This is a genomic window from Mesorhizobium sp. WSM4823, from assembly GCF_055811195.1.
In genome coordinates, this window is sequence record NZ_JBVVQL010000003.1 from 295,129 (window position 1) to 318,365 (window position 23,237).

Here is a 23,237-nt window from a genome sequence, read left to right on the forward strand (position 1 = left end):
GATGTTGGGGTGAACAAAACGGGAATTCCGGGCTATCTCTGATTCGTCGCCGTTTCGTTCCGGCTTTGGGCGGAACGTTAACGGCGAATGCCGTAATCAGTGACGGAAAAGTTAAGGCTCCTTAGGAAAGATCAATAATTTCATAATCTTGGCACGGGCCGGTTGGCCCGCGTCGTCGCTTGCCGGCAAAAGGTTAATGACAGCGTTCTCCCTGCATGAATCGGGCCAATTCGCGGATTCAGCATGTGGTGCGCTACGCCGCTTAAAAATCCAGATATAGCCGTGAACAAACCCTGAATCAGTTGGAGTCAGCGATTCGTAGCTGATTCGTTCCAGACTCGTTCTAACTATTAATCAGGACCGGTTGACGACACCGGACGAGACGCTTCGACCTGCCATCGGAACATTCCGCTTTCGCTTCGCGCCCGAAATCCCTATGTGTCGGCTGTCACACGCGCCACCGCGGGGCGCGCTCCCGACAATGCGAGGCAGAGAGCCTTATTTCCAGGTCGATGAACATCCACCCGAAACATACAGAGCCGCTGATCCTGTCCGGTCGCGACGTGACCGCCGTGCTCGGCCCCACCAACACTGGCAAGACCCATCTCGCCATCGAGCGCATGGTGGCGCACGAGAGCGGCATCATCGGCCTGCCGCTCAGGTTGCTCGCCCGCGAGGTCTATTCGCGCGTCTGCGAGAAGGTCGGCGCTCACAAGGTGGCGCTCATCACCGGCGAGGAGAAGATCCAGCCCGACGGTGCCAGATATTCGGTCTGCACGGTGGAAGCCATGCCGCGCCAGACCGACGCCGCCTTCGTCGCCATCGACGAGGTCCAGCTGGCCGGCGATCTCGAGCGTGGCCACATCTTCACCGACCGCATCCTGCATCTGCGCGGCCGCCAGGAGACGCTGCTGCTGGGTGCTGCCACCATGCACGGCATTCTCCAGCGCCTGCTGAAGGGCGTGTCGGTGGTGACGCGGCCACGGCTGTCGCATCTCGCCTATGCCGGCTCGAAGAAGCTGACCCGCCTGCCGCGACGCACAGCGATCGTCGCCTTTTCCGCCGACGAGGTCTATGCCATTGCCGAACTGATCCGCCGCCAGCAAGGGGGTGCGGCGGTCGTGCTCGGCGCGCTATCGCCCCGCACGCGCAACGCGCAGGTGGAGCTGTTCCAATCGGGCGATGTCGATTACCTGGTCGCCACCGATGCGATCGGCATGGGCCTCAATCTCGATCTCGATCATGTCGCCTTCGCCCAGAACCGCAAGTTCGACGGCTACCAGTATCGCAACCTGACCGCGGCGGAACTCGGCCAGATCGCCGGCCGCGCCGGCCGGCACTTGCGCGACGGCACCTTCGGCGTCACCGGCCAGGTCGATCCGCTGGACGAAGATCTGGTCAAGAAAATCGAAGGTCATGAGTTCGACCCGGTGAAAGTGCTGCAATGGCGCACCGCGCAATTCGATTTCGCCAGCCTCGATGCGCTGAAGCGTTCCACCGAGACCAACGCGCCGGTCGAAGGCCTGACGCGTGCGCTGCCGGCGGTGGATGCGCAGGCGCTCGAGCATTTGTCCCGCGACGAGGACATAAGGGCGCTTGCCACCGACGCCAGGCGCGTGGCGCTGTTGTGGGAGGCCTGCGCTCTCCCCGACTACAGGAAAATCGCACCGGCCCAGCATGCCGACCTGATCGCCTCGATCTATATGGACCTTGCCAGGCATGGCCATGTCGATGAAAATTATATGGCCGAGCAGGTGCGCCGTGCCGACACCACCGAGGGCGATATCGACACGCTGTCGCACCGGATCGCCCAGATCCGCACCTGGACATTCGTTTCCAACCGGCCCGGCTGGCTGGCCGATCAGGCACACTGGCAGGAAAAGACGCGCGAAATCGAAGACAGATTGTCGGATGCGCTGCATGAGCGGTTGACGAAACGCTTCGTAGACCGCAGGACTTCCGTCCTCATGCGGCGCCTTAGAGAAAATACCATGCCTGAAGCCGAAATTAGCCCAACCGGAACCGTCCTCGTCGAAGGCCACCACGTCGGCGAGTTGCAGGGGTTCCGCTTCACTGCCGACCAGAGCGCCGGCGGCGAGGACGCCAAGGCGGTGCGCACAGCGGCCCAGAAGGCGCTTGCAGCCGAATTCGAGGCGCGGGCCGAACGCTTCGGCTCTTGCGCCAACGGCGACATCGCGCTGGGCTCCGACGGCACGCTGCGCTGGATCGGCGCGCCGATCGGCACACTGGTCGCAGGCGACGAGCCGTTGAAGCCGCGCCTTGTGCTGCTGGCCGACGAACAACTCACCGGACCCGCCCGCGACAAGGTTGCGGCGCGCGCCGAGCGCTTCGTCAATTTCCAGATCGAGTCCTTGCTGAAGCCGCTGGTCGACCTCAAGAACGCCGAGCAGATCACCGGCATCGGCCGCGGCATCGCCTTCCAGCTCGTCGAAAATTTCGGCCTCATCAACCGCCGCGACATCGCCGAGGAGATGAAGTCGCTCGACCAGGAAGGCCGCGCCGCCCTTCGCCGGCTCGGTGTACGCTTCGGCGCCTACCACGTCTTCGTCCCGGCGCTGATCAAGCCGGCCCCGGCCGGACTGGTGACGCTGTTGTGGGCGCTGCAGAACGACGGCAAGGACAAGCCCGGCTTTGGCGACGTGGTTCACGCGCTGGCCTCCGGCCGCACCTCGGTGGTCATCGACCCCACATTCGATAAGACATTCTACAAATTGGCCGGCTATCGCAACCTCGGCCGTCGTGCGGTGCGCGTCGACATTCTTGAACGGCTGGCCGACCTGATCCGGCCCGCAACCAACTGGAAGCCTGGACTCGGCCAACGCCCCGACGGCGCCTATGACGGCCAGTCCTTCATGGTGACGCCGCCGATGATGTCGATCCTCGGCGCCACCGCCGACGACATGGAAGAGATTTTGAAAGGCCTCGGCTACCGGGCCGAGCCGAAGCCGGCGGTCGAGGTGAGGGCCAGGCTCGAAGCACAGGACAGTGCCGCGCGTGAAGCCGCCGCGGCCAAGCAGGCGGCGCAAGAACAAGCCGAGCAGGCCAAGGCAGCGGAAGCCGCGATTGCGGACGCAGCCGCCGTGGCGCAGGCCGAGAGTTCGGGAGCGGCAGCGGCTGCCGTGGCAGAGGCCACAGCCGAAGTTACCGCCGAACCCGCCACCGAAGCGGAGCCCGTCGCGGAAGCTCAGCCGGAAATTCCGGCTGAGGTCACGGAAGAGGAGCTGCCTCCAGCCGAAGCCGCAGCTGAAATGCCTGCGGTATCAGCGGCTCAGCCGGAAGCAGAACCCGAAGCCGATGGGATTGAGGTCGCACCGGCAGAGCCGGCTTCCGAATCCTCGCCTGCAACGGAGGCAATGTCGGCGGAACCTGCCGCGGCGGCGGAAGTCGCCACCGGCGAGGCCGCGCCAGAGGTTCCAGCAGAGGCCGAGGAACCAAAACCTATTCTGTTGTGGCGGCAGGGCCGCTTCGACCAGCGCCCGCGCCACCGCCATCATGACAACCGACCCCGTGATAGGGACACTCGCCCGCGCAACGGGCAAGCCGCGCGCGACGGCCGTGGCGACGCGCCGGCAGATGCCACCGGCGGGCAACCGGCCGGCGCTCCTGGCGGCCGCCCCACCCATGAAGGGCGCCGCGACGGCGCCGGCAAGCCGCGCTTCGACCGCAGCAAATTCAAGCCCAAGCCCCAGGGTGAGCCGGGAGAGCGGCGCGACGGCAAGCCGCAGGGCGAGCGTTCCGATCGTCGCGAAAGCCGGCCCGACTGGAAGGGCGGCAGGCAGGACGGCAAGGGTGGCGCGCCAGGTGGAAAGCCCGCGTTCCAGCCTAAGCCTCGCGAGGAGCGTCCCGTGCGCTTCGACCCGGATTCTCCATTCGCCAAGCTCGCCGCGTTGCGCGACCAGCTGAAGAAATAAGTTCGCTCGTTCCGATGGTCGCTGAAGGCCGCCAGCGCATCGACAAATGGCTGTTCTTTTCGCGTGCGGTGAAATCGCGCTCGCTGGCAGCGAAGCTGGTGGTGGCCGGACGCGTCCGCATTAATCGCGACAAAGCAGCGCAGGCCTCCGATATGGTCCGGATCGGCGACGTCCTGACCATCACTCTTGAGCGGCGCATCTTCGTCTGGAAGGTGCTCGACACAGGGAGCCGGCGCGGCCCGGCCGAGGAAGCACGCCTGCTCTACGAGGATTTGTCGCCACCGCCGGTGCCAAAAGGCGAGGCCGTTCCCGATGCGATTCCCGCGCTGCGCGATGCCGGCAGCGGCCGCCCGACCAAGAAGGAACGCCGGGAAACCGACCGGCTATTCGGCGAAGATTGACGCACAACGGCTTTCGCGGCGCCAACCGCTCCGGAATTCCATTCCGGAACATCGGTATCGCGCGCAACGGCTGCCCTTGCAAGCGGCAGGTAAAGGCGTTACCTGACCAAAAAAGTCCAACAAAAGCGGGACGTCCCGGAGCCGACTGATGACCTATGTCGTGACCGACAATTGCATAAAATGCAAATACATGGACTGCATCGAGGTCTGTCCGGTCGACTGTTTCTATGAAGGCGAGAACATGCTCGTCATCCATCCCGACGAGTGCATCGACTGTGGCGTTTGCGAACCGGAATGCCCGGCCGATGCGATCAAGCCGGACACCGAGCCGGGTCTCGACAAATGGCTGCAAATCAACACCGAATACGCTGATAAATGGCCCAACATCACTGCCAAGAAGGAGCCTCCGGCCGACGCCAAATCCTTCGATGGCGAGGCCGGCAAATTCGAGAAATATTTCTCCGCCGAGCCCGGCGAGGGCGACTGACAAGCCCGCTGATTCAGCCAGCATAACGCGGCGTAAGGGGCATGGTGCTTTAACTGCCTTGACAGGCGGTGGTCGTGCATGGCCTTCGCGCGTGCAGCAAAACCTTGATTCTTCCGACTTTTTGTGTTATATCAACCAAACATGCCGGTGACACAACGTCGATTTATGGCGCAAACGCCCCAAATCACTGAAAGGTGAATTTCTCAATCCGGACCAGAGTGATCTGGGGCAGGCAGTCGCAATTATGCGGTTTGCCGGCCCTGGCTTTTCCGGCGGGTTCATCGTTGTGCGGCTAACGATCGGTTACCGATCGCGCGAGTTCGGCCGGCAGAATGCCGGTACCACACCAAGGAGTTCATGGCGTAATGGCAACTATCACCCCGCAGAAGAAGTCCAATGCAGCGCGTCACGGTTTCAAGACCGGCGAGTACATCGTCTATCCGGCGCATGGCGTCGGCCAGATCGTCTCGATCGACGAGCAGGAAGTTGCGGGCCACAAGCTGGAACTGTTCGTCATCGACTTCCAGAAGGACAAGATGCGTCTGAAGGTGCCGGTTGCCAAGGCGACTTCCATCGGCATGCGCAAGCTGTCGGAAGAGGATTATGTCGATCGTGCGTTGAAGGTCGTGCAGGGCCGCGCCCGCGTCAAGCGCACCATGTGGTCGCGCCGCGCCCAGGAATACGATGCGAAGATCAATTCCGGCGACCTGATCTCGATCTCGGAAGTGGTGCGCGACCTCTACCGCGCCGACAACCAGCCGGAGCAGTCCTATTCCGAGCGCCAGCTTTATGAGGCGGCACTCGACCGCATGGCGCGTGAGATCGCGGCCGTCAACCGCATGTCGGAAACCGAAGCGGTGCGTCTCATCGAGGTGAACCTCAACAAGGGGCCGAAGCGCGGCGCCAAGGCCGACAACGAAGAAGCCGAGCAGGAAGAAGCTGCCTGAACGCTTCTCGTCTTAGAATTTAAAAAAACCCGGCCTCCCGCCGGGTTTTTCTTTGGGGATCGGGTGCTTTAGCGTGGTGCAGTCTCTCATCGTGCCTCATCCGCCGACGGCCAGTAGCAGCGCATACAGGCGAAGACCTAGCTTTTGCCGCCGCCTTCCTTCTCCGCCTCCTGTTTCAGCGTCGCGATGAACCGCTTGGTTCGCTGGCGCTCCGGATTGCTGAACAGAACAGCGGCGGGGCCTTTCTCGACGACGGCGCCGGCGTCGAGGAACACCACCTCCTGCACGATCTTGGAGGCGAGGCGCAGGTCGTGCGTCGCCATCACCATGGTAGTGCCCTCGCGGGCGAGCTGGCTGAGCACGTCGACCACCTCCTGCGCCAGTTCCGGATCCAGCGCCGAGGTCGGCTCATCGCACAACAGCACTTTCGGCGATGGCGCCAGCGCCCGGGCAATCGCCACGCGTTGCTGCTGGCCACCTGACAGCGTCGCCGGCCAGGCATCGGCCTTGTGCACCATGCCGACCTTCTCGAGCAGAGCGAGCGCCCGCTCGCGCGCCCTCGCCGTCGGCCATTTCAGCACCGTCACCAGCCCCTCCATGACATTCTCGATCGCGGTGCGGTGTGGGAACAGCTGGAAATTCTGGAACACCATGCCGGTCTGCAGCCGCAGGCGCCGGATGGCCGTTGCGGAAACCTTGCCGCCGGGTTGGAATTCGAGCGCGTCGTCGCCGATGCGCACTGTGCCCGAAGTCGGAATCTCGAGCAGGTTGATGCAGCGCAAAAGCGTGCTTTTCCCGCCGCCCGAGGGACCGACAAGGGCGGTGACGCTGCCCTCCTCGATGGTGACGGTCACCCCCTTCAGCACGAGGTTGTCGCCGAAGCGCTTCTCGATGTCGGTGAGACCGATCATGAGCGCGCCTCCAGGAAGCCGCCATAGCGGTTGAGCCGCTTTTCCAAGCGCGTCTGCAATGCCGAGAGCACGGAGCTCAGCGCCAGATAGAGGGCCGCCGCCTCGATGTAGAGGATCAGCGGCTCATAGGTGGTGGCGACGATGCGCTGCGCCGCCTGGAACATTTCCGGCACGGTGATGGCGGCGGCCAGTGATGTATCCTTGACCAGCGAGATGAAGGTGTTGGACAGCGGCGGCACCGCGACGCGGCCGGCCTGCGGCAGTATGGTGCGCCACATCGCCTGGCTCCAGGTCATGCCGATCGAATAGGCCGCCTCCCATTGCCCCTTCGGCACCGAGCCTATGACGGCGCGGATGATTTCCGACGTATAGGCACCGACGTTGAGCGTGAAGCCGATCAGCGCGGCTGAAAAAGCGTCGAGCAGGATGCCGACCGAGGGCAGGCCGTAGAAGATCAGGAAGAGCTGCACCAGAAGCGGCGTGCCACGGAAGATCCAAACGTAGAAGCGGACCACGGCGACCAGCGGCTTCGGGCCGAACAGCCGGACAAGCGCCGCAACCAGCCCGACGAACAGACCAAATGCGAACGACAGCAGTGTTAGCGGCACGGTGAAGATCAGCGCGGCCCATAGCAGCGTGGGCAACGAGTCCAGCATCAATTGCAGCCAATGCGGCACGAAAACCTCCTTGCGAGATTGCCGCCCAAAACAGGCCCGGCAGCATCGAGGCGCGATCATACGGTCGTCATATCACGCGAAAAGCGGCGGCCGTCAAAGACGGCTCGCCGCGATACTTGTCATGCGGGCCGGCAAAAGGCCCGCTCAGTGAAATGCGTTTACTTCGAAACGTCCTGACCGAAATAGGTGTCTGCAATCTTCTGGTAGGTGCCGTCGGCCTTGATGTCCGCCAGCGCCTGATTGATCGCGGCGACCAGCTCCGGATCGCCCTTGCGCACGATCACGCCGGAATAGTCGGCGTTTTCTTCCTGGGCGGCGATCTTCACATTGGCGTCGGGCTTGTGCTTCTTGAAATCGAGGAACGACAGGCTGTCGTTTATGGTCGCGTCGGCGCGGCCGGTAAGAAGCAGCTGGATCGACTGGTCGAAACCATCGGTGCCGACGAGCTCGGCGCCGTTCGTTTCAGCCAGCTTGCCGAAATTCGAGGTCAGCGACTGCGCCGCCTTCTTGCCCTTGAGATCGGCAAAGCTCTTGATGTCGGTGTTGTCGCCGCGCACGATCAGCACCGCCTTGGAAGCAATGTAGGGATCGGAGAAATCATACTTGGCCTTGCGCGCCTCAGTGATGCCGACCTGGTTGATGACGGCGTCATAGCGCTTGGCATCGAGGCCGGCGATCAACCCGTCCCATTTGCCCTCGAGGAATTCGGCCTTGACGCCAAGGCGCTTGGCGATCGCCTGGGCGATCTCGACATCGAAGCCGACCAACGCGCCCGAGGCATCATGATAGGTGAAGGGAGCATAGGTGCCTTCGGTGCCGATCTTGAGGACACCGGCCTGCTTGATCTGATCGAGATTGGCGCCAGCATGGCCTGATGTGACGGCCAGCACCTGCAATGTTGCGACGACGATGAGCGATTTAAGCCATTTCATTTTTCTGTGATCCCGTCCTTGGCCGGTGCCCGGCACATTCTAAGCGCCGGAAACTGACAGATACGGGCTGGCAAAATAAGGAACCAGATTTCAAAAATGAGCCACTTCCGAAATCCAATTCTCACAACCGTTCGAATCACGCCAACCCGCCACATAGCGACCGCCGTGATGGGTTTTTCTGACAGCCCAATCCACGCGACATCAGCAGCGGAACCATTCACCCGCATGGCACGTTCTTGGCTGTTGTAGGGCGCGGCGTCGCCAATTCAACCACGATGCCAGCTCAGGGTCGAGCGATCGCACCGCAACGCCCGGAAGAGGGAGCGCGGCATGATGGAAGATACGGCAGGGCGAACCATGGTCCGCGCGGCGATGAAAGCCCCCTATCTCGAGCGCGACGAGGAGCACGTGCTCGCGTTGCGCTGGAAGGAAGACAACGACCAGCAGGCGTTGCACCAAATCGCCATGGCGCATATGCGGCTGGTCATTTCCATGGCCTCGAAGTTCCGCCACTATGGCTTGCCCTTGGGCGACCTGGTCCAGGAAGGCCATGTCGGCCTGCTGGAGGCGGCGGCCCGTTTTGAACCGGAGCGCGAGGTGCGATTTTCGACCTATGCGACATGGTGGATCCGCGCCTCGATGCAGGACTATATCCTGCGCAACTGGTCGATCGTGCGCGGCGGCACCAGTTCGGCGCAAAAGGCACTGTTCTTCAATTTGCGGCGCTTGCGCGCCCGCTTGGCAAATGGCGCCGAGCCGATCTCAAACACCTCGCTCTATCGCGAGGTGTCGGTGGCGCTGGGCGTCTCCGAGGCCGACGTGGCGATGATGGATTCCCGCCTTTCTGCGCCGGACAGCTCACTCAACCAGCCGCTCGCCGATGATTCCGGCGCCACCGAACGGATGGAATTCCTCGTTTCGGACGATCCTTTGCCGGACGAGGTCGTTGGTGACACGATCGACGTCGAACGCCGCTCTCTCTGGCTGAAAACGGCGCTCGGCGCGCTTAATGCGCGCGAGCTCAGGATTATCGAGGAGCGTCGGCTGAGCGACGAGGGCGCAACGCTCGAAGCACTCGGCGAGGCGCTCGGCATCTCCAAGGAGCGCGTCCGCCAGATCGAGGCACGCGCCATGGAAAAGCTCAAGGTGGCGCTGGTGAAGCAAAACCCCGAGTTTTTGGCGACAGCCGCCTAGCGTAGCCTTGACTGCCCGCGACCGCTTATGAGTGTTTCGGCCGGCGAAGGCTGGAAGCGCAGGAAACCGCCGTTTGCGGGCCGGCATCACCTGAATATCGACACACCCTACCTGTCGGTGATGATCTTGACCTTATCGCCGGCCGAAACGGCAGCACCGGGCGACATCGCATTGAGCACCCGGAACAGGTCGAGCTTGCGGTCGACGCCGACCATCTGCGCGGCGAGCGAACCCATGGTCTGTCCGGGCTGCACCGTGACGACGCGGACATGCAGCGGCTTCAGCGCCGCTTTCTCCGCCGCACTCAACACGCGGAAGGAACCGCTGACGGAGCGCGCCACCGAGTCCAGCGTGGTGCTGGCGGAGGGGGCTGCCGTCAACAGCCGATAGACCTGGCCGCCGGCTCGGATCACCGCGATGTCGAACTGCCAGCCCTCGGCGCTGGCATGCGCCGTCGCCGCCTCGTTGCCGTTGATCGTTTCCTGGCGCACGCTGCTTTCATCGAGCCCGGCCACCCAGCCGCTACGGATGTAGTCGGTCAGGGAGCGGCTCTTGTCGATCGAAACGCCGTCGAACCGGATCGCTATGTCGCCCGGTCCGGTTGCCGTCACCGCCGCAGCCGAGTTGTCGATGATGAAGCCATCTGGCACCGAGAACGACACGCCGAGTCCCGGATGGAGGAAGGTTTCGCCACGCACATAACCTTCCTCCGGCGTGTCGCCATAGAGCAGGCCGTCTATGCCAGCGAGGAAGGGGGCACGGTCGCGCGTGCCGACGCCAGGGGCGCCGAACTGGCGGGCATGGCGCTGCGCCAGATCGATGCGCTGCGGCGTGTTGGGATGCGTCGCCAGGAAGTCGAGACTGGCGTCGGTGGCGCCGCTGATCGAGCGGAAATCGGTGTAGGCCGACATAGACTGGAGGAATCGGCCGGCGGCAAAGGGATCGAAGCCCGCCTCGCCGATCGACTTGATGCCGATGCCGTCGGCCTCCAGCTCCTGATTGCGCGAGAACTGGGCAAGCCGCAGCTTGCCGCGGATCAATGCCGCCTTGGCGGTCGGGCTGTCGCCGAGCACATCCGAGACGACCTTGGTTGCAAACCCCTCCTCGGCTTCGAGCTGCTGGCGCTGCAATCCGTGGTTTGCAGTGACGTGGCCCATCTCATGCGCGATCACCGCGGCGAGCTCAGCCGAATCGTTAGCCAACGCCAACAGGCCGCGCGTGATGTAGAGGTAGCCGCCCGGCAGCGCGAAAGCATTGACGTTGGGTGAATTGAGGATGGTGATGCGGTAGGTTTGGGTCGGATTGGCCGACACCACGGTCAGGCTGCCGACGACCTTGGCGACCATACGCTCGAGCTTGGGATCGGAATATTCGCCGCCATAGGTGGCGAGGATCCGCGGGTGCTGCGCCTTCGCCATTTCGGCGAGCTTGCTGTTGGCGGCGACATTGTCGACCGTGATCGGTTTGCTGGAAGGCTGGAAGCCGGATTCCTGGACGTCCGGAGGCGTGAACATCTGGCAGCTTGCCAGCGCCATGGCAAAGCCGGCCAGCGCGAGGAAGCGCGCCAGCGGTTTCCTTCTCACTCTGTCGGTGCCAGTCGGCAGAACAGCTTCCTTTCGGGTCTCGGCACATGACTCCCGAAAATCGGGCATCGATTTCCGAAGGACCATGCGCAAATCAACTGCCACAGCTTCGCGTCTACGAGCACACGCGGCACGTAGCGGCAAATCACAGCCTATGCCGGACCAGTATCGGAGGACCTAGCCACACTACTTTGACCATGGCAAGCAAGCGCCACATCGCCTGAAGCCGGTTTGGCCGTAAATTATGTCCGCTTCCGGGCAATATCTCGTGATTCGGCGCCAAACGAACCTGCACCGATATAGCGCCTGAAGGCTTCCGGTCCAGCCTTGGTGAAAAAATCGGCGACAGCCCCGGTTGCGGCAACCGTGCCATTGTCCAGGAACACCATGTCCTGGCCGATACGGTGCGCGTCTTCCGGCTGATGCGTGACGAACAGCACCGTCATGCGCCGCTCCGCATGGACGCCGGCTAGCAGATCAAGCATGTCGTCGCGCAAGGCCGGCCCGAGCGAAGCGAACGGTTCGTCGAGCAAAAGCACCGGCCGGTTGCGCACCAGCACGCGGGCGAGCGCGACGCGCTGCCGCTCGCCACCGGAGAGTTCGCGGGGCAGACGCTGTTCCTTACCGGCAAGGCCGACGCGCTTGAGCGCCCCAGCGATTGCCGCGCGGTCGGCCTCGGTCAGCCTGAGCGTCGGCGAGCGGCCAAGGCCGACATTTCGTTCGACCGAAAGATGCGCAAAGAGATTGTTCTCCTGGAACACCATCGAGACGGGTCGTGTCGATGGTGGTTTGGCGCCGACATCGGCGCCATCGATCAGCACGCGACCCGATCGCGGCGTCTCGAAGCCCGCCACCAGATTGAGCAGCGTCGATTTTCCCGAGCCACTCGGCCCCATGATCGCGGTAATCTTCGAGGCAGCGAATTCGACATCGAACAAAAACGGCGTTTCACTATGGCTGAACGAGACCTTTTCCAGCCGCACAGCCGTACCGTTTTCCGTGCTGTTGAGCGTCATGTCTTTTCTCCCCGCCCCAGCCGATCCGCGGCCAGGACAAGCGCGAGACAGACCAGGCCGAGCAGCAACGCCAAGCCTGCGGCGTCCATCGTACGGTAACTGCCCATGCGCGCCAGCAAGAGATAGGGCAGCGTCTGCAGGGCGTCGCTGCCGAACAGCGCAATGACGCCGAGATCGCCGAGCGACAAGGCCATGGCAAAGGCGAAGCCGGTGGCGAGCGGCCGCCGCAACGACGGCCATTCGATGAGCCAAAACCGGCTCCAGCCCGAAATGCCAAGCAGCAGACAGAGCCGTTCGTGGCGTTCGCTCGCCGCATCATAGCCGGGGCGAATAGCGCGGATGGCAAACGGCATCGCCATCACCGCATTGACGGTGACGACCATGACAGGGGCGATGGCAAAGACATCGCTGACGGTACGCAAGAGCAGGAACCAGCCGGCGCCGATGACGATGGGCGGCACGACGAGGACGAAGCCGGCGCCGGTATCGGTGGCATGTTCGAGCAGCGTCTTGGCACCGGCGCTGCCCTTCAAGGCCAGCGCCCTTCGCGCCATGACGAGCGACAGCGACAGGGCGACTGAAAGCAGCGCCGCCAGCAAGGCGAGCACGGCGCTGGTCAGCGCCGCTTGCCGCACCGCGCTTTCGCCCGCCAGCCGGCCGAGATCGGCGCCAAGGCCCGACATCACCGTGGCCGCCATCGGCCCGGCGACGAACAGCAACGCCAGAACGATCAATGTTGTGTTCAGCACGGTCTCGGGAAGGCCGGCCGAAAGATACCGGCGCTGCGCCACCGGCAGGTTGGCATCGCCGACGGTGTTGGCGCCAAGCCGCATCAGTGCCAGCACCACGACGAAGGTCAACGCGATCTGCAGCAGCGTCAGCGTGACGGCGCGGGCGGGATCGAAATCGAAACGCAGCGCCTGGTAGATGGCGACCTCCAGTGTCGTCGCGCGCGGCCCGCCGCCCAGCGTGAGCACGATGGTGAAGGATGTGATGCAAAGCATGAAGACAAGCCCGGCGACCCCCGGCAGCGCCGCGCGCAGCGTCGGCCATTCGATCAGCCGGAAGGCGGGTCTGGCGCCCATGCCGAGCTGGCTCGCCAGTCGCCACTGGTCGACCGGCACGGTACTCAGCGCCTCAAGGAACAGCCGCGTGGCCAGCGGCAGGTTGAAGAAGACATGGGCAACGAGGATGCCGGACAGGCCGTAGATGCCCGGCCAGCCCTGACCGCCAATCGCGCTGAGCACACCGGCGAAATAGCCGGTACGGCCATAGAGGGCCAGAATGCCGAGCGCTGCGACGATGGCCGGCAGCGCCAGCGGCACTGCGAAGAGCTGCAGGATGAAGCCGCGGCCGAAGAACCGCGGATGCCTCGACAGCGCCCGCGCAACAAACAACGCCGGCACGACGGAGAACAGCGTCGAGAGAAGCGCCTGCCACAGGGTGAAACGGGCGATGCGGAAGAGGTAGGAATCAAAGGCCGACGCGGCGCCGGACAGGTCGCGCGCGCCCTCGACGATGAGACCGGCAAACGCACCGCCGATCAGCAATGCGATAGCGGCGAGCGCGAGGGTGCCGGCTGTGACGCGGGAATCCGATGATGGCGCGCGTTGCACGCTAGACCACCAGATTCGAGATTCTTAGCGAGGATTGCGTTCCTTCGCGCCCCCCTCTGTCCTGCCCTCTTTGCCACCACTTGGCATCTCCCCCACGAGGGGGGAGATTGGCAGGTTCAGCGCTCCGCTCATTCCGGCAATGTCGGAGATTGGCGAAAGCCGGCATGACGGCCGATCTCCCCCCTTGTGGGGGAGATGCCAAGTGGTGGCAAAGAGGGCAGGACAGAGGGGGGCGCCGTAGAGTGATCATCGTCAATCAGAAGCTACTTGCTCATCACCGCCAGCCACTCGTCGACCCAGGCCTTGCGGTTGGCGGCGGCCTCTTCGGGGCTGAACAGCAAGGTCTTGGTTGGCTTGACCAATTTGTCGAAGGCCGGGTTGAGCGGCTTGTCGGTCTTGCCGGCGGGGAACATCCAGTTGGTCTCAGGAATGACATTCTGGAATTTCGGCCCGGTCATGAAGGTCAGGAACTTTTGCGCCAGCGGGTTCTTCGCGCCTGACGTGGTGATGCCGGCGACCTCGATCTGCAGATATTCGCCCTCCTCGAAGGAGGCCGCCTGATAGCGTTCGGTGTTCTCGGCGACCATGTGATAGGCCGGCGACGTGGTGTAGGACAGCACCATCGGCGCCTCGCCCTTGGTGAATAGGCCATAGGCCTCGCTCCAGCCCGGCGTCACGGTGAGCACCTTTGCCCTGAGCTTGGCCCAGGCTTCCGGCGCCTTGTCGCCATAGACCGACCTCACCCATAACAGCAGGCCGAGACCGGGCGTCGAGGTGCGCGGATCCTGGATGACGATCTTCTCATCGGCATCGCCCTCGACCAATTCCTTCAGGCTTTTCGGCGGGGTCTTCAGCTTTTCGGTGTCGTAGACGACGGCGAAATAGCCATAGTCGAACGGCACGAAGATATCGTCGCTCCAGCCGCCCGGCACTTTGACGTCCGACACCGGGCCATGCGGCGAAAACAGGCCGGTGGCCTTGGCTTCCACCGTCAGATTGGTATCGAGGCCGAGCACGATGTCGGCCTTGGTCGCGGCCCCTTCCAGTCTGACGCGGTTGAGCAGCGCGACGCCGTCGGCGACCGCGACGAATTCGAGAGAACAGCCGCATTCCGCCTCGAACGCCTTCTTCACCGCGGGGCCTGGACCCCACTCGGCGGTGAAGCTCTCATAGGTATAGACGGTGAGTTTCTCCTGCGCGGATGCCGGCCCGGTGCCGGCGAGAACGGATGCCGCAAGCAGCATTGCCGAAACAAGAGAGTATAAAAGCGTGCGCATCGGCGCCTCCTTCGTTGGCATTGAAAGGAATTGAGGCGTCGGGTTGTCCGAAACGTCTAATCCCTCCGCCGGTACAAACCGGATCAGGTTCAGCGGGTTGGCATGCTTGCCTCTCAGCCGGTCCGCGAAGATCGCGTCCAGCACCCCGTTAGAGCGCTTCGACACATAGGCCCGCCCCAAGTGCTGCGCAAGCGGAAGTTTGCCGGGCATCCAGAGCGCGGCCTTCCGTTTCGCAAGCAGGGCTGGTAAGGGCCACGCATATGAGCAAATTCACAATCCTGCTTGGCGGCGATCTTATCCGCACGCCGCTGCTCGACCGCCAGGTCGAAGGCTCCCGTGTCATCGCCGCCGACGCCGGCATGAGCCATGCCCGGACGCTGGGCCTGACGCCGGAACTCTGGGTCGGCGACTTCGATTCGGTGCCGGCGGATTTGCCGGACGTGCTGGCCGCCGTGCCCCGCCAGGTCTTTCCCGCAGAAAAGGACAAGACCGACGGCGAACTGGCTATCGCCGCCGCGCTCGACCGTGGCGCCACCAGCCTCGTGCTCGCCGGTGCGTTCGGCGGCAAGCGCACCGACCACGCCTTCCTGCACCTGGCGCTCAGCGTCCGAATGGCTGAGGCAGGCATAGAGGTGCTTTTGACCAGCGGCGGCCAGGAAGGCATTCCCTTGCTTCCCGGAAAGACCGGCTTCGACTACACCGACGGCACGCTATTTTCGATCCTCGGCTTCTCCGACCTTTCCGGCCTGACCGTCTCCGGCGCCAAATGGCCGCTGAACCATGTCGAAGTCGCGTTCGGCTCGTCGCTGACCATTTCCAACGAGGTCAAGGGCCGGCTCGAAATCGCGCTGGGCAGCGGCCGCGCGCTGTTGCTCGCCCATCCTTTTCCCCTACCTGAAAGCTGACATGGCGCCGCCACTTCTCAATCTTGACGGGATAAAACTGACCTTCGGTGGCACACCGCTGCTCGACGGGGCGGAGCTGACGGCGTCGGCGGGCGACAAGATCGCTTTGGTCGGCCGCAACGGTTCGGGCAAGTCGACATTGCTGAAGATCGCTGCGGGATTGATCGAGCCGCAGGACGGCGAGGTGTTCCGCCAGCCTTCGGCGACAGTGCGCTACCTGCCGCAAATGCCCGACATGGACGGTTTCGCCAGCGTCCGCGCCTATGTCGAGGCGGGGCTCGGACCCGCCGACGATCCTTACCGCGCCACCTACTTGATGGAGCACCTCGGCCTGTCCGGCGAGGAACGGCCGGGCGATCTGTCTGGCGGCGAGGCGCGGCGCGCCGCACTTGCCCGTGTCATGGCGCCGGAGCCCGACATTCTTCTCCTCGATGAGCCGACCAACCATCTTGACCTCCAGGTTATCGAATGGCTGGAGGAGGAGCTTGCCCGCACCTCTTCGGCGCTGATTGTCATCTCGCACGACCGTCGCTTCCTCGAGCGCGTGTCACGCGCCACCATCTGGCTCGACCGCGGCCAGACCCGCCGGCTGGACAAGGGCTTTGGCCATTTCGAGGAATGGCGTGACACCGTGCTGGAAGAGGAAGAGCGCGAGCAGCACAAGCTCGGCCGCCAGATCGTGCGCGAAGAGCACTGGCTGCGCTATGGTGTGACGGCGAGGCGCAAGCGCAACATGCGCCGGCTCGGCGAATTGCAGACCATGCGCCAGCGCTTTCGCGGCCATCGCGGCGCCGAGGGCGCGGCGACCATGGTGGCAAGCGACGCCGCCGAATCCGGCAAGCTGGTCATCGAGGCCAAGAACATCGAGAAAAGTTTTGGCGACCTCACCGTGGTGAAGGGCTTCTCGACCCGCATCCAGCGCGGCGACCGTGTCGGCCTGGTCGGACCGAACGGCGCCGGCAAGACGACGCTCTTGAAGATGCTGACCGGCGAATTGAAGCCGGACTCAGGCTCGGTGCGGCTCGGCACCAATCTGGAGATCGCCACGCTCGACCAAAAGCGCGAGGCGGTCGATCCTCAAGAAACGCTGACGCAATACCTCACCGACGGGCGTGGCGAGAACCTTGTCATCAATGGCGAGCAGCGCCACGTCGTCTCCTACATGAAGGACTTCCTGTTCAAGCCGGAGCAGGCGCGTACGCCGGTGCGCGAGCTTTCGGGCGGCGAGCGGGCGCGGTTGCTGCTGGCTCGTGTTTTGGCGCGGCCGGCGAACCTTCTGGTGCTCGACGAGCCGACCAACGACCTCGACATGGAGACGCTGGAACTGCTGCAGGAACTGGTCGCCGGTTTTGCCGGTACTGTCATCCTGGTCAGCCACGACCGCGATTTCCTCGACCGCACCGTGACCAGCCTGATTGCACCTGATGGCGATGGCCGCTGGATCGAGTATGCCGGCGGCTATTCGGACATGCTGGCGCAACGCGGCGGCACCAGGTTGGACGACCGCAGGGCGCGGACGAAGCCTGAAATTGGTGACGCGGTGCCGGCAAGAAGGGCTGAGGCGTTGCCGAAGGGCCCGGCAAAGAAACTGTCGTTCAAGCAGAAATTCGCGCTGGAATCACTGCCCAAGAAGATCGAGGCGGTGACGGCCTCGATCTCACGGCTGGAGGACAACATCGCCGACCCGGCCTATTACGAACGCGACCCGGCCTCATTCCAGAAGACCATTGCCGCCCTCGACAAGGAGCGCGCCACGCTGGCAGCGCTCGAGGAGGAATGGCTGGAGTTGGAGATGCTGCGGGAGGAGATGGAGGGGTAAAACGCTTCGCCGTTGCTCCAACACGAAAATGCGCATACATTATGCGCATGCTGCGGAGGTTATCATGCGAAAAATAGCTATGAATGCGGTTCGTCAGCCGGCAAATCTGTCGATCGACTCAAAGCTCATGAAAGAAGCCAAGGGGCTCGATGTGAATGTCTCGCGCGCCGCGGAAGCCGGCATTGCAGAGGCAGTGGCCGCCGAAAAGACACGGCTGTGGAAGCTTGAGAACCGCACAACGATTGATGCGTGGAACGAATATGTCGAAAAACACGGCATTCCACTGGCAGAACATCGGCAATTCTGATGGCGCGGTATGACGTCTTCGCGGTTAGCATTGAAGGCGGCTATCTCCTCGACGTCCAGGCCGATCTGCTCGACCATTTTAAGACCCGGGTGGTCGTCCCGCTTCTGCCGGCTGCGACGGCGCCATCGCCAATGCGAAAGCTTCATCCCATTTTTGAGATCAATGGGCGGAAATTGGTCATGGCGACCCATTTGATCGCCACGGTTGCAGCGACTGAACTAGGCGAAAGCCGACTGAATCTGACGAGGCACCACGACGACATTGTAGCCGCGCTCGACATGCTGTTCCAAGGCTTCTGAACCAAAGGAGCGTTGAGCCGGCGGACCGGCCTCAGCCCGCCGTCTTTGTTTGCCAGGCCTTCAGCGCCTCATCGAACACTTTCTCGCCGGGAATGCCCTTTTCCATGGTGAGCAGCGCCCGCCGCCCGGTCTTGTAAACGACCGGCACGTCGATCCAGTTCTGGCCCCGGAGCAGGGTCAGATTGGCGTCTTCATCGGCCTTGGTGTCGTTGAGAGCGACCAGGAAGAAGCCGTCGGCGATCTTGGCCGGAATGCCGATCAGCGGGCTGCCGGCATCCTGTTCGGAACCCTTCATGGCAACGCGCAGGATGTTGTCGACGCCGCCGCCGTCAAAGCCGTCGGGTGTTAGGAAGATCATCTCGATGATGTGGCTGGCGGGCAGCGTCTGGTCGGTGTTGCGGCGGATGGTCATGCGCAACTGCACGTCCTTTCCGGGAATGGTTGCCTCGGCGCGGATTGCCGGTTCGGGCGGCAGATTGCCGCCGGGCGATTCCTGCACCAGCGACCAAACGATATTGCCGGGCTCGGCCGAGCCTTGAGCGGTGCTGGTGCGCTCCTCGTAGAAGATCGCCTTCTGGCCGACCGCGAGCGCAGGCTCCACCGGTGCAGCTGGTGTGGCACCCGGGGCCGGCGCTGCCGGGGCGGCTGCGCTATCGGGCGGTGCTGCTCCATCGGCAGGCGGTGTCGCAGGGGCTGCGCCCGGCGTGGCGGGCGCTGCCGTGGCTGGCGTATCGCCGGTCGGCGCAGCAGGCGCAGGAGCGGCCGGCGGCGGCGTGGTCAGTGCTGCGACGGATTCACCCTCTCCGATGCCGCTTTGACCTGAAGCGGGGCCGGGATCGACCTCGCCGCCCTCGGGCGTCAGGCGCTGGGTGAACTTTGCGCCTTCGGCATCCGTGGGAGCCGCTGCGGCAGGAGGCCTTGCCGCAGCATCGGTAGCCGGCTCGGCCGGGGCAGGCTTTACCAGCGGTTCGATCGTTGCGACTTCGGTGCTGTTAAGACCCAGCATATCGCTGAACGCGTCCTTGTTCAGCCAAATGCCGTAGCCACCGCCGGCAACGACGAGCAGAGCGACGACAGCGGCGATCAGCCCGCCATAGCTGCGCTTGCGCTCGGCAGGACGCAGACGCGGAAAGGTGTCCGCCGCCGGTTCCTCCTCGTTGGAAAAGACATCGCTTCTAAAGACGTCGCCCTTTTCCTCCGCCGCTGGAAAATCCCTGTCCGAAGGCACCGGATCGATGCGCTCTGGAGGAGAAGCAACGGACGGCGGCTTTTGCCAGTTCGGCGCGGCTTTGGCGGCAGGCGCCGGCTGCCATGCCGGCTCGGCCTTTGCCGGCTGCCGGACATGGCTGGGTTGGTTCTTGTTGCGGTCGATGGAGGAGAAGATGTCTTCCAGCTCCGCCAGCGGATCGGATGGCGGAGCAGGCTTGACATACCCCCCCTCGACCTTGGCGATGGCGTCTTCCAGCGTACGCATCTGCCTGTCGACGTCAGAAGGCGACATCGCGGTCTTCTCTGCGAGTTGTTTCGCGATTGATGAACGGGCTCTGTCATAGACTTTGGCACGCATCTCCACCGATGGCTCACCGAGCTTGTCGAGCGCGTTTTTCAGAATAGCAACTAAATCTGCCATGCTTCAGTCGACCTGCATTTCGTTTCTGGGCCGGCCCCCGCAAATCGGCCGCGATGCCCGGAACGGCTGAGAATCTAGTCTTGAAACGGATCGGTCACAAGTATTGTGTCGTCCCGTTCAGGGCTGGTGGAAAGGAGTGCGACCGGCGCGCCGATCAGCTCCTCGATATGGCGGACATATTTGACTGCCTGCGCCGGCAGATCGTTCCAGCTTCTGGCGCCGGCGGTGGTGCCTTCCCAGCCCTCCAGCGTCTCGTAAACCGGCTCGACGCGCGCCTGCGCACCCTGGCTCGCCGGCAGATAGTCAATCGCCTCGCCGTCGAGGCGATAGCCGGTGCAGACCTTGATTTCGTCCAGCCCATCGAGCACGTCGAGTTTGGTCAGAGCGATGCCTTTGATGCCGTTGACGGCGACGGCCTGGCGAACCAGCACGGCATCGAACCAGCCGCAGCGACGCTTGCGGCCGGTGACTACACCGAACTCGTGGCCGCGCGTGCCTAGGAACTCGCCGATCTCGTTCTTCTGTTCGGTCGGGAACGGACCTTCGCCGACACGCGTCGTATAGGCCTTGGTGATGCCAAGCACGTAACCGATGGCACCGGGGCCGACCCCGGATCCGGCCGCTGCCTGACCAGCGACCGTGTTGGACGAGGTCACGAACGGATAGGTGCCGTGGTCGATGTCGAGCAGCGTGCCTTGCGCGCCCTCGAACAGGATGCGTTCGCCGGCGCGGCGCTTGTCGTCGAGGATCTTCCAGACACGGTCCATATAGGGCAGGATCTCGTCGGCGATCGAAATCAGCTCACTCATGATCGCGTCATGCGTGACTTCGGCATGGCCAAGCCCGCGGCGCAGCGCGTTGTGGTGCGTCAACAGCCTGTCGACCTTCAAGGGCAGCGTTTCCAAATCCGCCAAATCCATCACCCTGACCGCGCGCCGGCCTACCTTATCCTCGTAGGCAGGGCCGATGCCGCGACGGGTCGTACCAATCTTCGTTCCGGAATTGGAGGCGGCGTCTTCGCGGAATCCGTCCAGCTCCCGGTGCAAGGACAGGATTAGCGCGGTGTTTTCGGCTATTTTCAGGCGCTCCGGCGTCACCTCGACGCCCTGTGCCTTCAACTTCGCCACTTCCGCGACGAAAGCGTGCGGATCGAAGACGACGCCATTGCCGATGATGGACAGCTTGCCTTGCCGCACCACGCCGGACGGCAGCAGCGACAACTTATAAACCTTGCCGTCGACGACCAGCGTATGGCCGGCATTGTGGCCGCCCTGGAAGCGCACGACGACGTCGGCGCGTTCCGACAGCCAGTCAACGATCTTGCCTTTGCCTTCGTCGCCCCACTGCGAGCCGACGACCACCACATTGGCCATGTTTCTTTTCCCTTGAGACGCCGCTCGGGACGGCTTGAAATGGTTCGAAACGACAGGCTTCTATCGCATCGGCTCGAAAATCGGAATCGATTTTCGGAAAGCACGGTACGAACATTCAAGCCTTGAGGCGCGTACTTTGTGCGCCCAAGTGGACGCACGTCGCTCTATACCGTCAAGACCCGGCGAGTGCGACCATTCTTTGCCGCCGAAAGTGCCCTCAGGCACAATAATTTTCGCCTTTGACATCATTTACTTGAACGGATCACCGCAATAGGTCGGCAATGACCCTTCGCCTACCTTCCCCGGCTGGAAATTTCGCGATGCATCGAACCGCCTATCTGTTCCTGTTGTTCACCACCTTGCTGTGGGGAGGCAACTCCGTGGCCGGCAAGCTGGCGGTCGATCACATTTCGCCGATGACGCTGGTCTTCCTGCGCTGGATTCTGGCCGTTCTGATCATGCTGCCGATCGGTTGGAGAACGCTGCGCGAGGACTGGCCGGTGGTGCGCAGGCACTGGTTGCTGCTTGGCGGGCTCGGTGCTTGCGGCTTCACCTTCTTCAACGCGATCTTCTACACGGCGCTCAACTACACGACGGCAATCAACGTTTCGATCGAGCAGGCGGCGATACCGATCGTCATCATCCTCGCCAATTTCGTGCTGTTTCGCCTGCGTGTGAACCGAGTGCAGATCGCCGGCGTCATGCTGACGATCATCGGCGTTGCGCTGACCGCCAGTCATGGCGATCTGCGCCAGCTTCTCAAGCTGGATCTCAATTTCGGCGACGCCATCATGCTGGGCGCCGTGCTTTGCTACAGTTTCTATTCGGTCGGACTGCGGCTGAAGCCAGCCATACGCTGGCAGAGCCTGATGCTGGCGCTGTCGATTGCGGCACTTGCCACCTCGCTGCCTTTCTTCCTGTGGGAGGTGGCTGCGGGAAAGGTCATCGTCCCCGATGCGCGCGGCTGGGCGGTTGCGCTCTACACTGCGATCGGCGCCTCGGTCATCTCGCAGATCTTCTATATCAGGGGCAACGAACTGATCGGCGCCAACCGGGCCGGGTTGTTCATCAACCTGGTGCCGATCTTCGGCACGCTGCTTTCGGTGCTGATCGTCGGCGAGACATTCCAACTCTATCAGGGACTGGCCCTCGTCCTGGTGCTCGGCGGCATCAGCCTCGCCGAATACAGCGGAAGGAAGGTGGCGTTTTAGCCGGCGAATGTTCGCCACAGGATGAGGATGAGCAGTCCAGAGCTTGCCGGCGCCCCATGGTAAACCAAAACCTCATAGCAATGATCAGGGTGAATATCCAAAACAACTAATGTATTAAGAGACCGATTGTTAGTACGACTGTATTAAGGATAGGACCATTGCAATATACGGCGGCAACGCCAGGAGATTGACTTTTTCACTTTCGGGACTCATCTCGCCACTGCCAGTTTAGCTGAGTTCGGTGAAATGGCGACGATCATGAATCTTCGAATGCTTGCGGCGCTTGTCGTTGCTTTTGTCGGCTTGGCAGCCTTTCCTCTATCGGCCTCCGCAGCCACCGCCTACACCACCACGACATTGAATGTACGAAGCGGCCCCGGCCCCGGCTATGCAAGGGTCGCGACGCGGCCGGCCGGCCACAGGGTGACGGTGTTCGATTGCGAAGGGAGTTGGTGCTCGATTCGCGCCGCTGGGATACGAGGCTGGGCCAGTGCAAACTATCTGGACCGCGCCTATGTCTCCCCGCCGATCATCGTGCAGCCGCAGATTGTCATTCGCCCACCCCATCATCGTCCGCATTGGTCGCACAGACCGCCACACAGGCCGCGTCCGCCGCGCCCACCGCGGCCTCACAAGCCACAGTGCAAGATCGCGCCCGGCTTCTCCTGCAAGTAACAACAGCCAGGTAATTGAATCGAACCGCCCCGCGTGCCTTCCAAG

At 63.2% G+C, this 23,237-nt stretch carries 20 protein-coding genes and 1 riboswitch; of the genes, 11 read left to right on the forward strand and 9 right to left on the reverse strand.

Translation table 11 applies throughout. The features are described 5' to 3' along the window. Nucleotides 1–512: 512 nt before the first annotated feature. The 4 genes from AC0L26_RS10150 to AC0L26_RS10165 all read left to right on the forward strand — a co-directional run bounded on the left by AC0L26_RS10150 (nt 513) and on the right by AC0L26_RS10165 (nt 5,767). A complete protein-coding gene (locus tag AC0L26_RS10150; protein WP_473632394.1) occupies nt 513–3,932 on the forward strand; it encodes a helicase-related protein in 3,420 nt (1,139 codons plus the stop codon). Nucleotides 3,933–3,946: 14 nt separating this feature from the next. After that, entirely contained in the window at nt 3,947–4,333 is a 387-nt protein-coding gene (locus AC0L26_RS10155) for an RNA-binding S4 domain-containing protein (RefSeq protein WP_473632395.1), read from the forward strand. A 148-nt stretch (nt 4,334–4,481) separates the two neighbouring features. Further along, nucleotides 4,482–4,820, forward strand: coding sequence for a ferredoxin FdxA (fdxA, locus tag AC0L26_RS10160; RefSeq protein WP_095487362.1), 339 nt, complete (start codon nt 4,482–4,484; stop codon nt 4,818–4,820). A 365-nt stretch (nt 4,821–5,185) separates the two neighbouring features. Further along, on the forward strand, nt 5,186–5,767 hold the full coding sequence (locus tag AC0L26_RS10165) for a CarD family transcriptional regulator (protein ID WP_473628520.1): 582 nt from the start codon (nt 5,186–5,188) through the stop codon (nt 5,765–5,767). A gap of 137 nt (nt 5,768–5,904) precedes the next feature. Here AC0L26_RS10165 and AC0L26_RS10170 read toward each other — a convergent pair whose 3' ends face one another. The 3 genes from AC0L26_RS10170 to AC0L26_RS10180 all read right to left on the reverse strand — a co-directional run bounded on the left by AC0L26_RS10170 (nt 5,905) and on the right by AC0L26_RS10180 (nt 8,287). Further along, nucleotides 5,905–6,678: an amino acid ABC transporter ATP-binding protein gene (locus AC0L26_RS10170; RefSeq protein ID WP_473632396.1), complete on the reverse strand. Its 774-nt coding sequence runs from the start codon at nt 6,676–6,678 to the stop codon at nt 5,905–5,907. Next, nucleotides 6,675–7,355, reverse strand: coding sequence for an amino acid ABC transporter permease (locus tag AC0L26_RS10175; RefSeq protein WP_473632397.1), 681 nt, complete (start codon nt 7,353–7,355; stop codon nt 6,675–6,677). The genes AC0L26_RS10170 and AC0L26_RS10175 overlap by 4 nt, the downstream gene beginning before the upstream one ends. Before the next feature lie 158 nt (nt 7,356–7,513). Next, nucleotides 7,514–8,287: an amino acid ABC transporter substrate-binding protein gene (locus AC0L26_RS10180; protein ID WP_473632398.1), complete on the reverse strand. Its 774-nt coding sequence runs from the start codon at nt 8,285–8,287 to the stop codon at nt 7,514–7,516. A gap of 330 nt (nt 8,288–8,617) precedes the next feature. On the opposite strand from AC0L26_RS10180, the gene AC0L26_RS10185 reads away from it, so the two are divergent. Further along, nucleotides 8,618–9,481, forward strand: a complete 864-nt coding sequence (locus tag AC0L26_RS10185) for an RNA polymerase factor sigma-32 (RefSeq protein WP_352928114.1) — start codon at nt 8,618–8,620, stop codon at nt 9,479–9,481. A gap of 107 nt (nt 9,482–9,588) precedes the next feature. On the opposite strand, the gene AC0L26_RS10190 is transcribed toward AC0L26_RS10185, so the two are convergent. From AC0L26_RS10190 to thiB, 4 genes are all read right to left on the reverse strand, one after another. After that, entirely contained in the window at nt 9,589–11,016 is a 1,428-nt protein-coding gene (locus tag AC0L26_RS10190; RefSeq protein WP_473632705.1) for a M48 family metalloprotease, read from the reverse strand. Between the two features lie 290 nt (nt 11,017–11,306). Next, a complete protein-coding gene (thiQ, locus tag AC0L26_RS10195; protein ID WP_473632399.1) occupies nt 11,307–12,080 on the reverse strand; it encodes a thiamine ABC transporter ATP-binding protein in 774 nt (257 codons plus the stop codon). Next, entirely contained in the window at nt 12,077–13,696 is a 1,620-nt protein-coding gene (thiP, locus tag AC0L26_RS10200; RefSeq protein WP_473632400.1) for a thiamine/thiamine pyrophosphate ABC transporter permease, read from the reverse strand. Before thiP ends, thiQ begins: the two co-directional genes overlap by 4 nt. A gap of 263 nt (nt 13,697–13,959) precedes the next feature. After that, nucleotides 13,960–14,973 carry a thiamine ABC transporter substrate binding subunit gene (gene thiB, locus AC0L26_RS10205; RefSeq protein ID WP_473632401.1) on the reverse strand — a complete coding sequence of 338 codons (1,014 nt, stop codon included), beginning with the start codon at nt 14,971–14,973 and terminating at the stop codon, nt 13,960–13,962. Nucleotides 14,974–15,016: 43 nt separating this feature from the next. Further along, nucleotides 15,017–15,131: riboswitch (TPP riboswitch) on the reverse strand. A 102-nt stretch (nt 15,132–15,233) separates the two neighbouring features. Here thiB and AC0L26_RS10210 point away from each other — a divergent pair. From AC0L26_RS10210 to AC0L26_RS10225, 4 genes are all read left to right on the forward strand, one after another. Next, nucleotides 15,234–15,878, forward strand: a complete 645-nt coding sequence (locus tag AC0L26_RS10210; RefSeq protein ID WP_473632402.1) for a thiamine diphosphokinase — start codon at nt 15,234–15,236, stop codon at nt 15,876–15,878. Nucleotide 15,879: 1 nt separating this feature from the next. After that, nucleotides 15,880–17,697, forward strand: a complete 1,818-nt coding sequence (locus AC0L26_RS10215; RefSeq protein WP_473632403.1) for an ABC-F family ATP-binding cassette domain-containing protein — start codon at nt 15,880–15,882, stop codon at nt 17,695–17,697. 64 nt (nt 17,698–17,761) lie between these two features. Continuing rightward, nucleotides 17,762–18,004: a type II toxin-antitoxin system CcdA family antitoxin gene (locus AC0L26_RS10220; protein WP_352928131.1), complete on the forward strand. Its 243-nt coding sequence runs from the start codon at nt 17,762–17,764 to the stop codon at nt 18,002–18,004. Next, a complete protein-coding gene (locus AC0L26_RS10225; RefSeq protein ID WP_352928133.1) occupies nt 18,004–18,303 on the forward strand; it encodes a CcdB family protein in 300 nt (99 codons plus the stop codon). The genes AC0L26_RS10220 and AC0L26_RS10225 overlap by 1 nt, the downstream gene beginning before the upstream one ends. Before the next feature lie 31 nt (nt 18,304–18,334). On the opposite strand, the gene AC0L26_RS10230 is transcribed toward AC0L26_RS10225, so the two are convergent. Next, the gene (locus AC0L26_RS10230) at nt 18,335–19,933 is read right to left on the reverse strand and encodes a hypothetical protein (protein WP_473632404.1); all 1,599 of its coding nucleotides are present in this window, start codon (nt 19,931–19,933) and stop codon (nt 18,335–18,337) included. A gap of 74 nt (nt 19,934–20,007) precedes the next feature. Beyond that, a complete protein-coding gene (locus tag AC0L26_RS10235) occupies nt 20,008–21,306 on the reverse strand; it encodes an adenylosuccinate synthase (protein ID WP_473632405.1) in 1,299 nt (432 codons plus the stop codon). 320 nt (nt 21,307–21,626) lie between these two features. Here AC0L26_RS10235 and AC0L26_RS10240 point away from each other — a divergent pair, with 320 nt between their 5' ends. Together AC0L26_RS10240 and AC0L26_RS10245 are read left to right on the forward strand one after the other, a co-directional pair. Then, on the forward strand, nt 21,627–22,517 hold the full coding sequence (locus AC0L26_RS10240) for a DMT family transporter (protein ID WP_473632406.1): 891 nt from the start codon (nt 21,627–21,629) through the stop codon (nt 22,515–22,517). Between the two features lie 270 nt (nt 22,518–22,787). Next, nucleotides 22,788–23,192, forward strand: a complete 405-nt coding sequence (locus tag AC0L26_RS10245) for an SH3 domain-containing protein (protein WP_473632706.1) — start codon at nt 22,788–22,790, stop codon at nt 23,190–23,192. Nucleotides 23,193–23,237 lie beyond the last annotated feature (45 nt).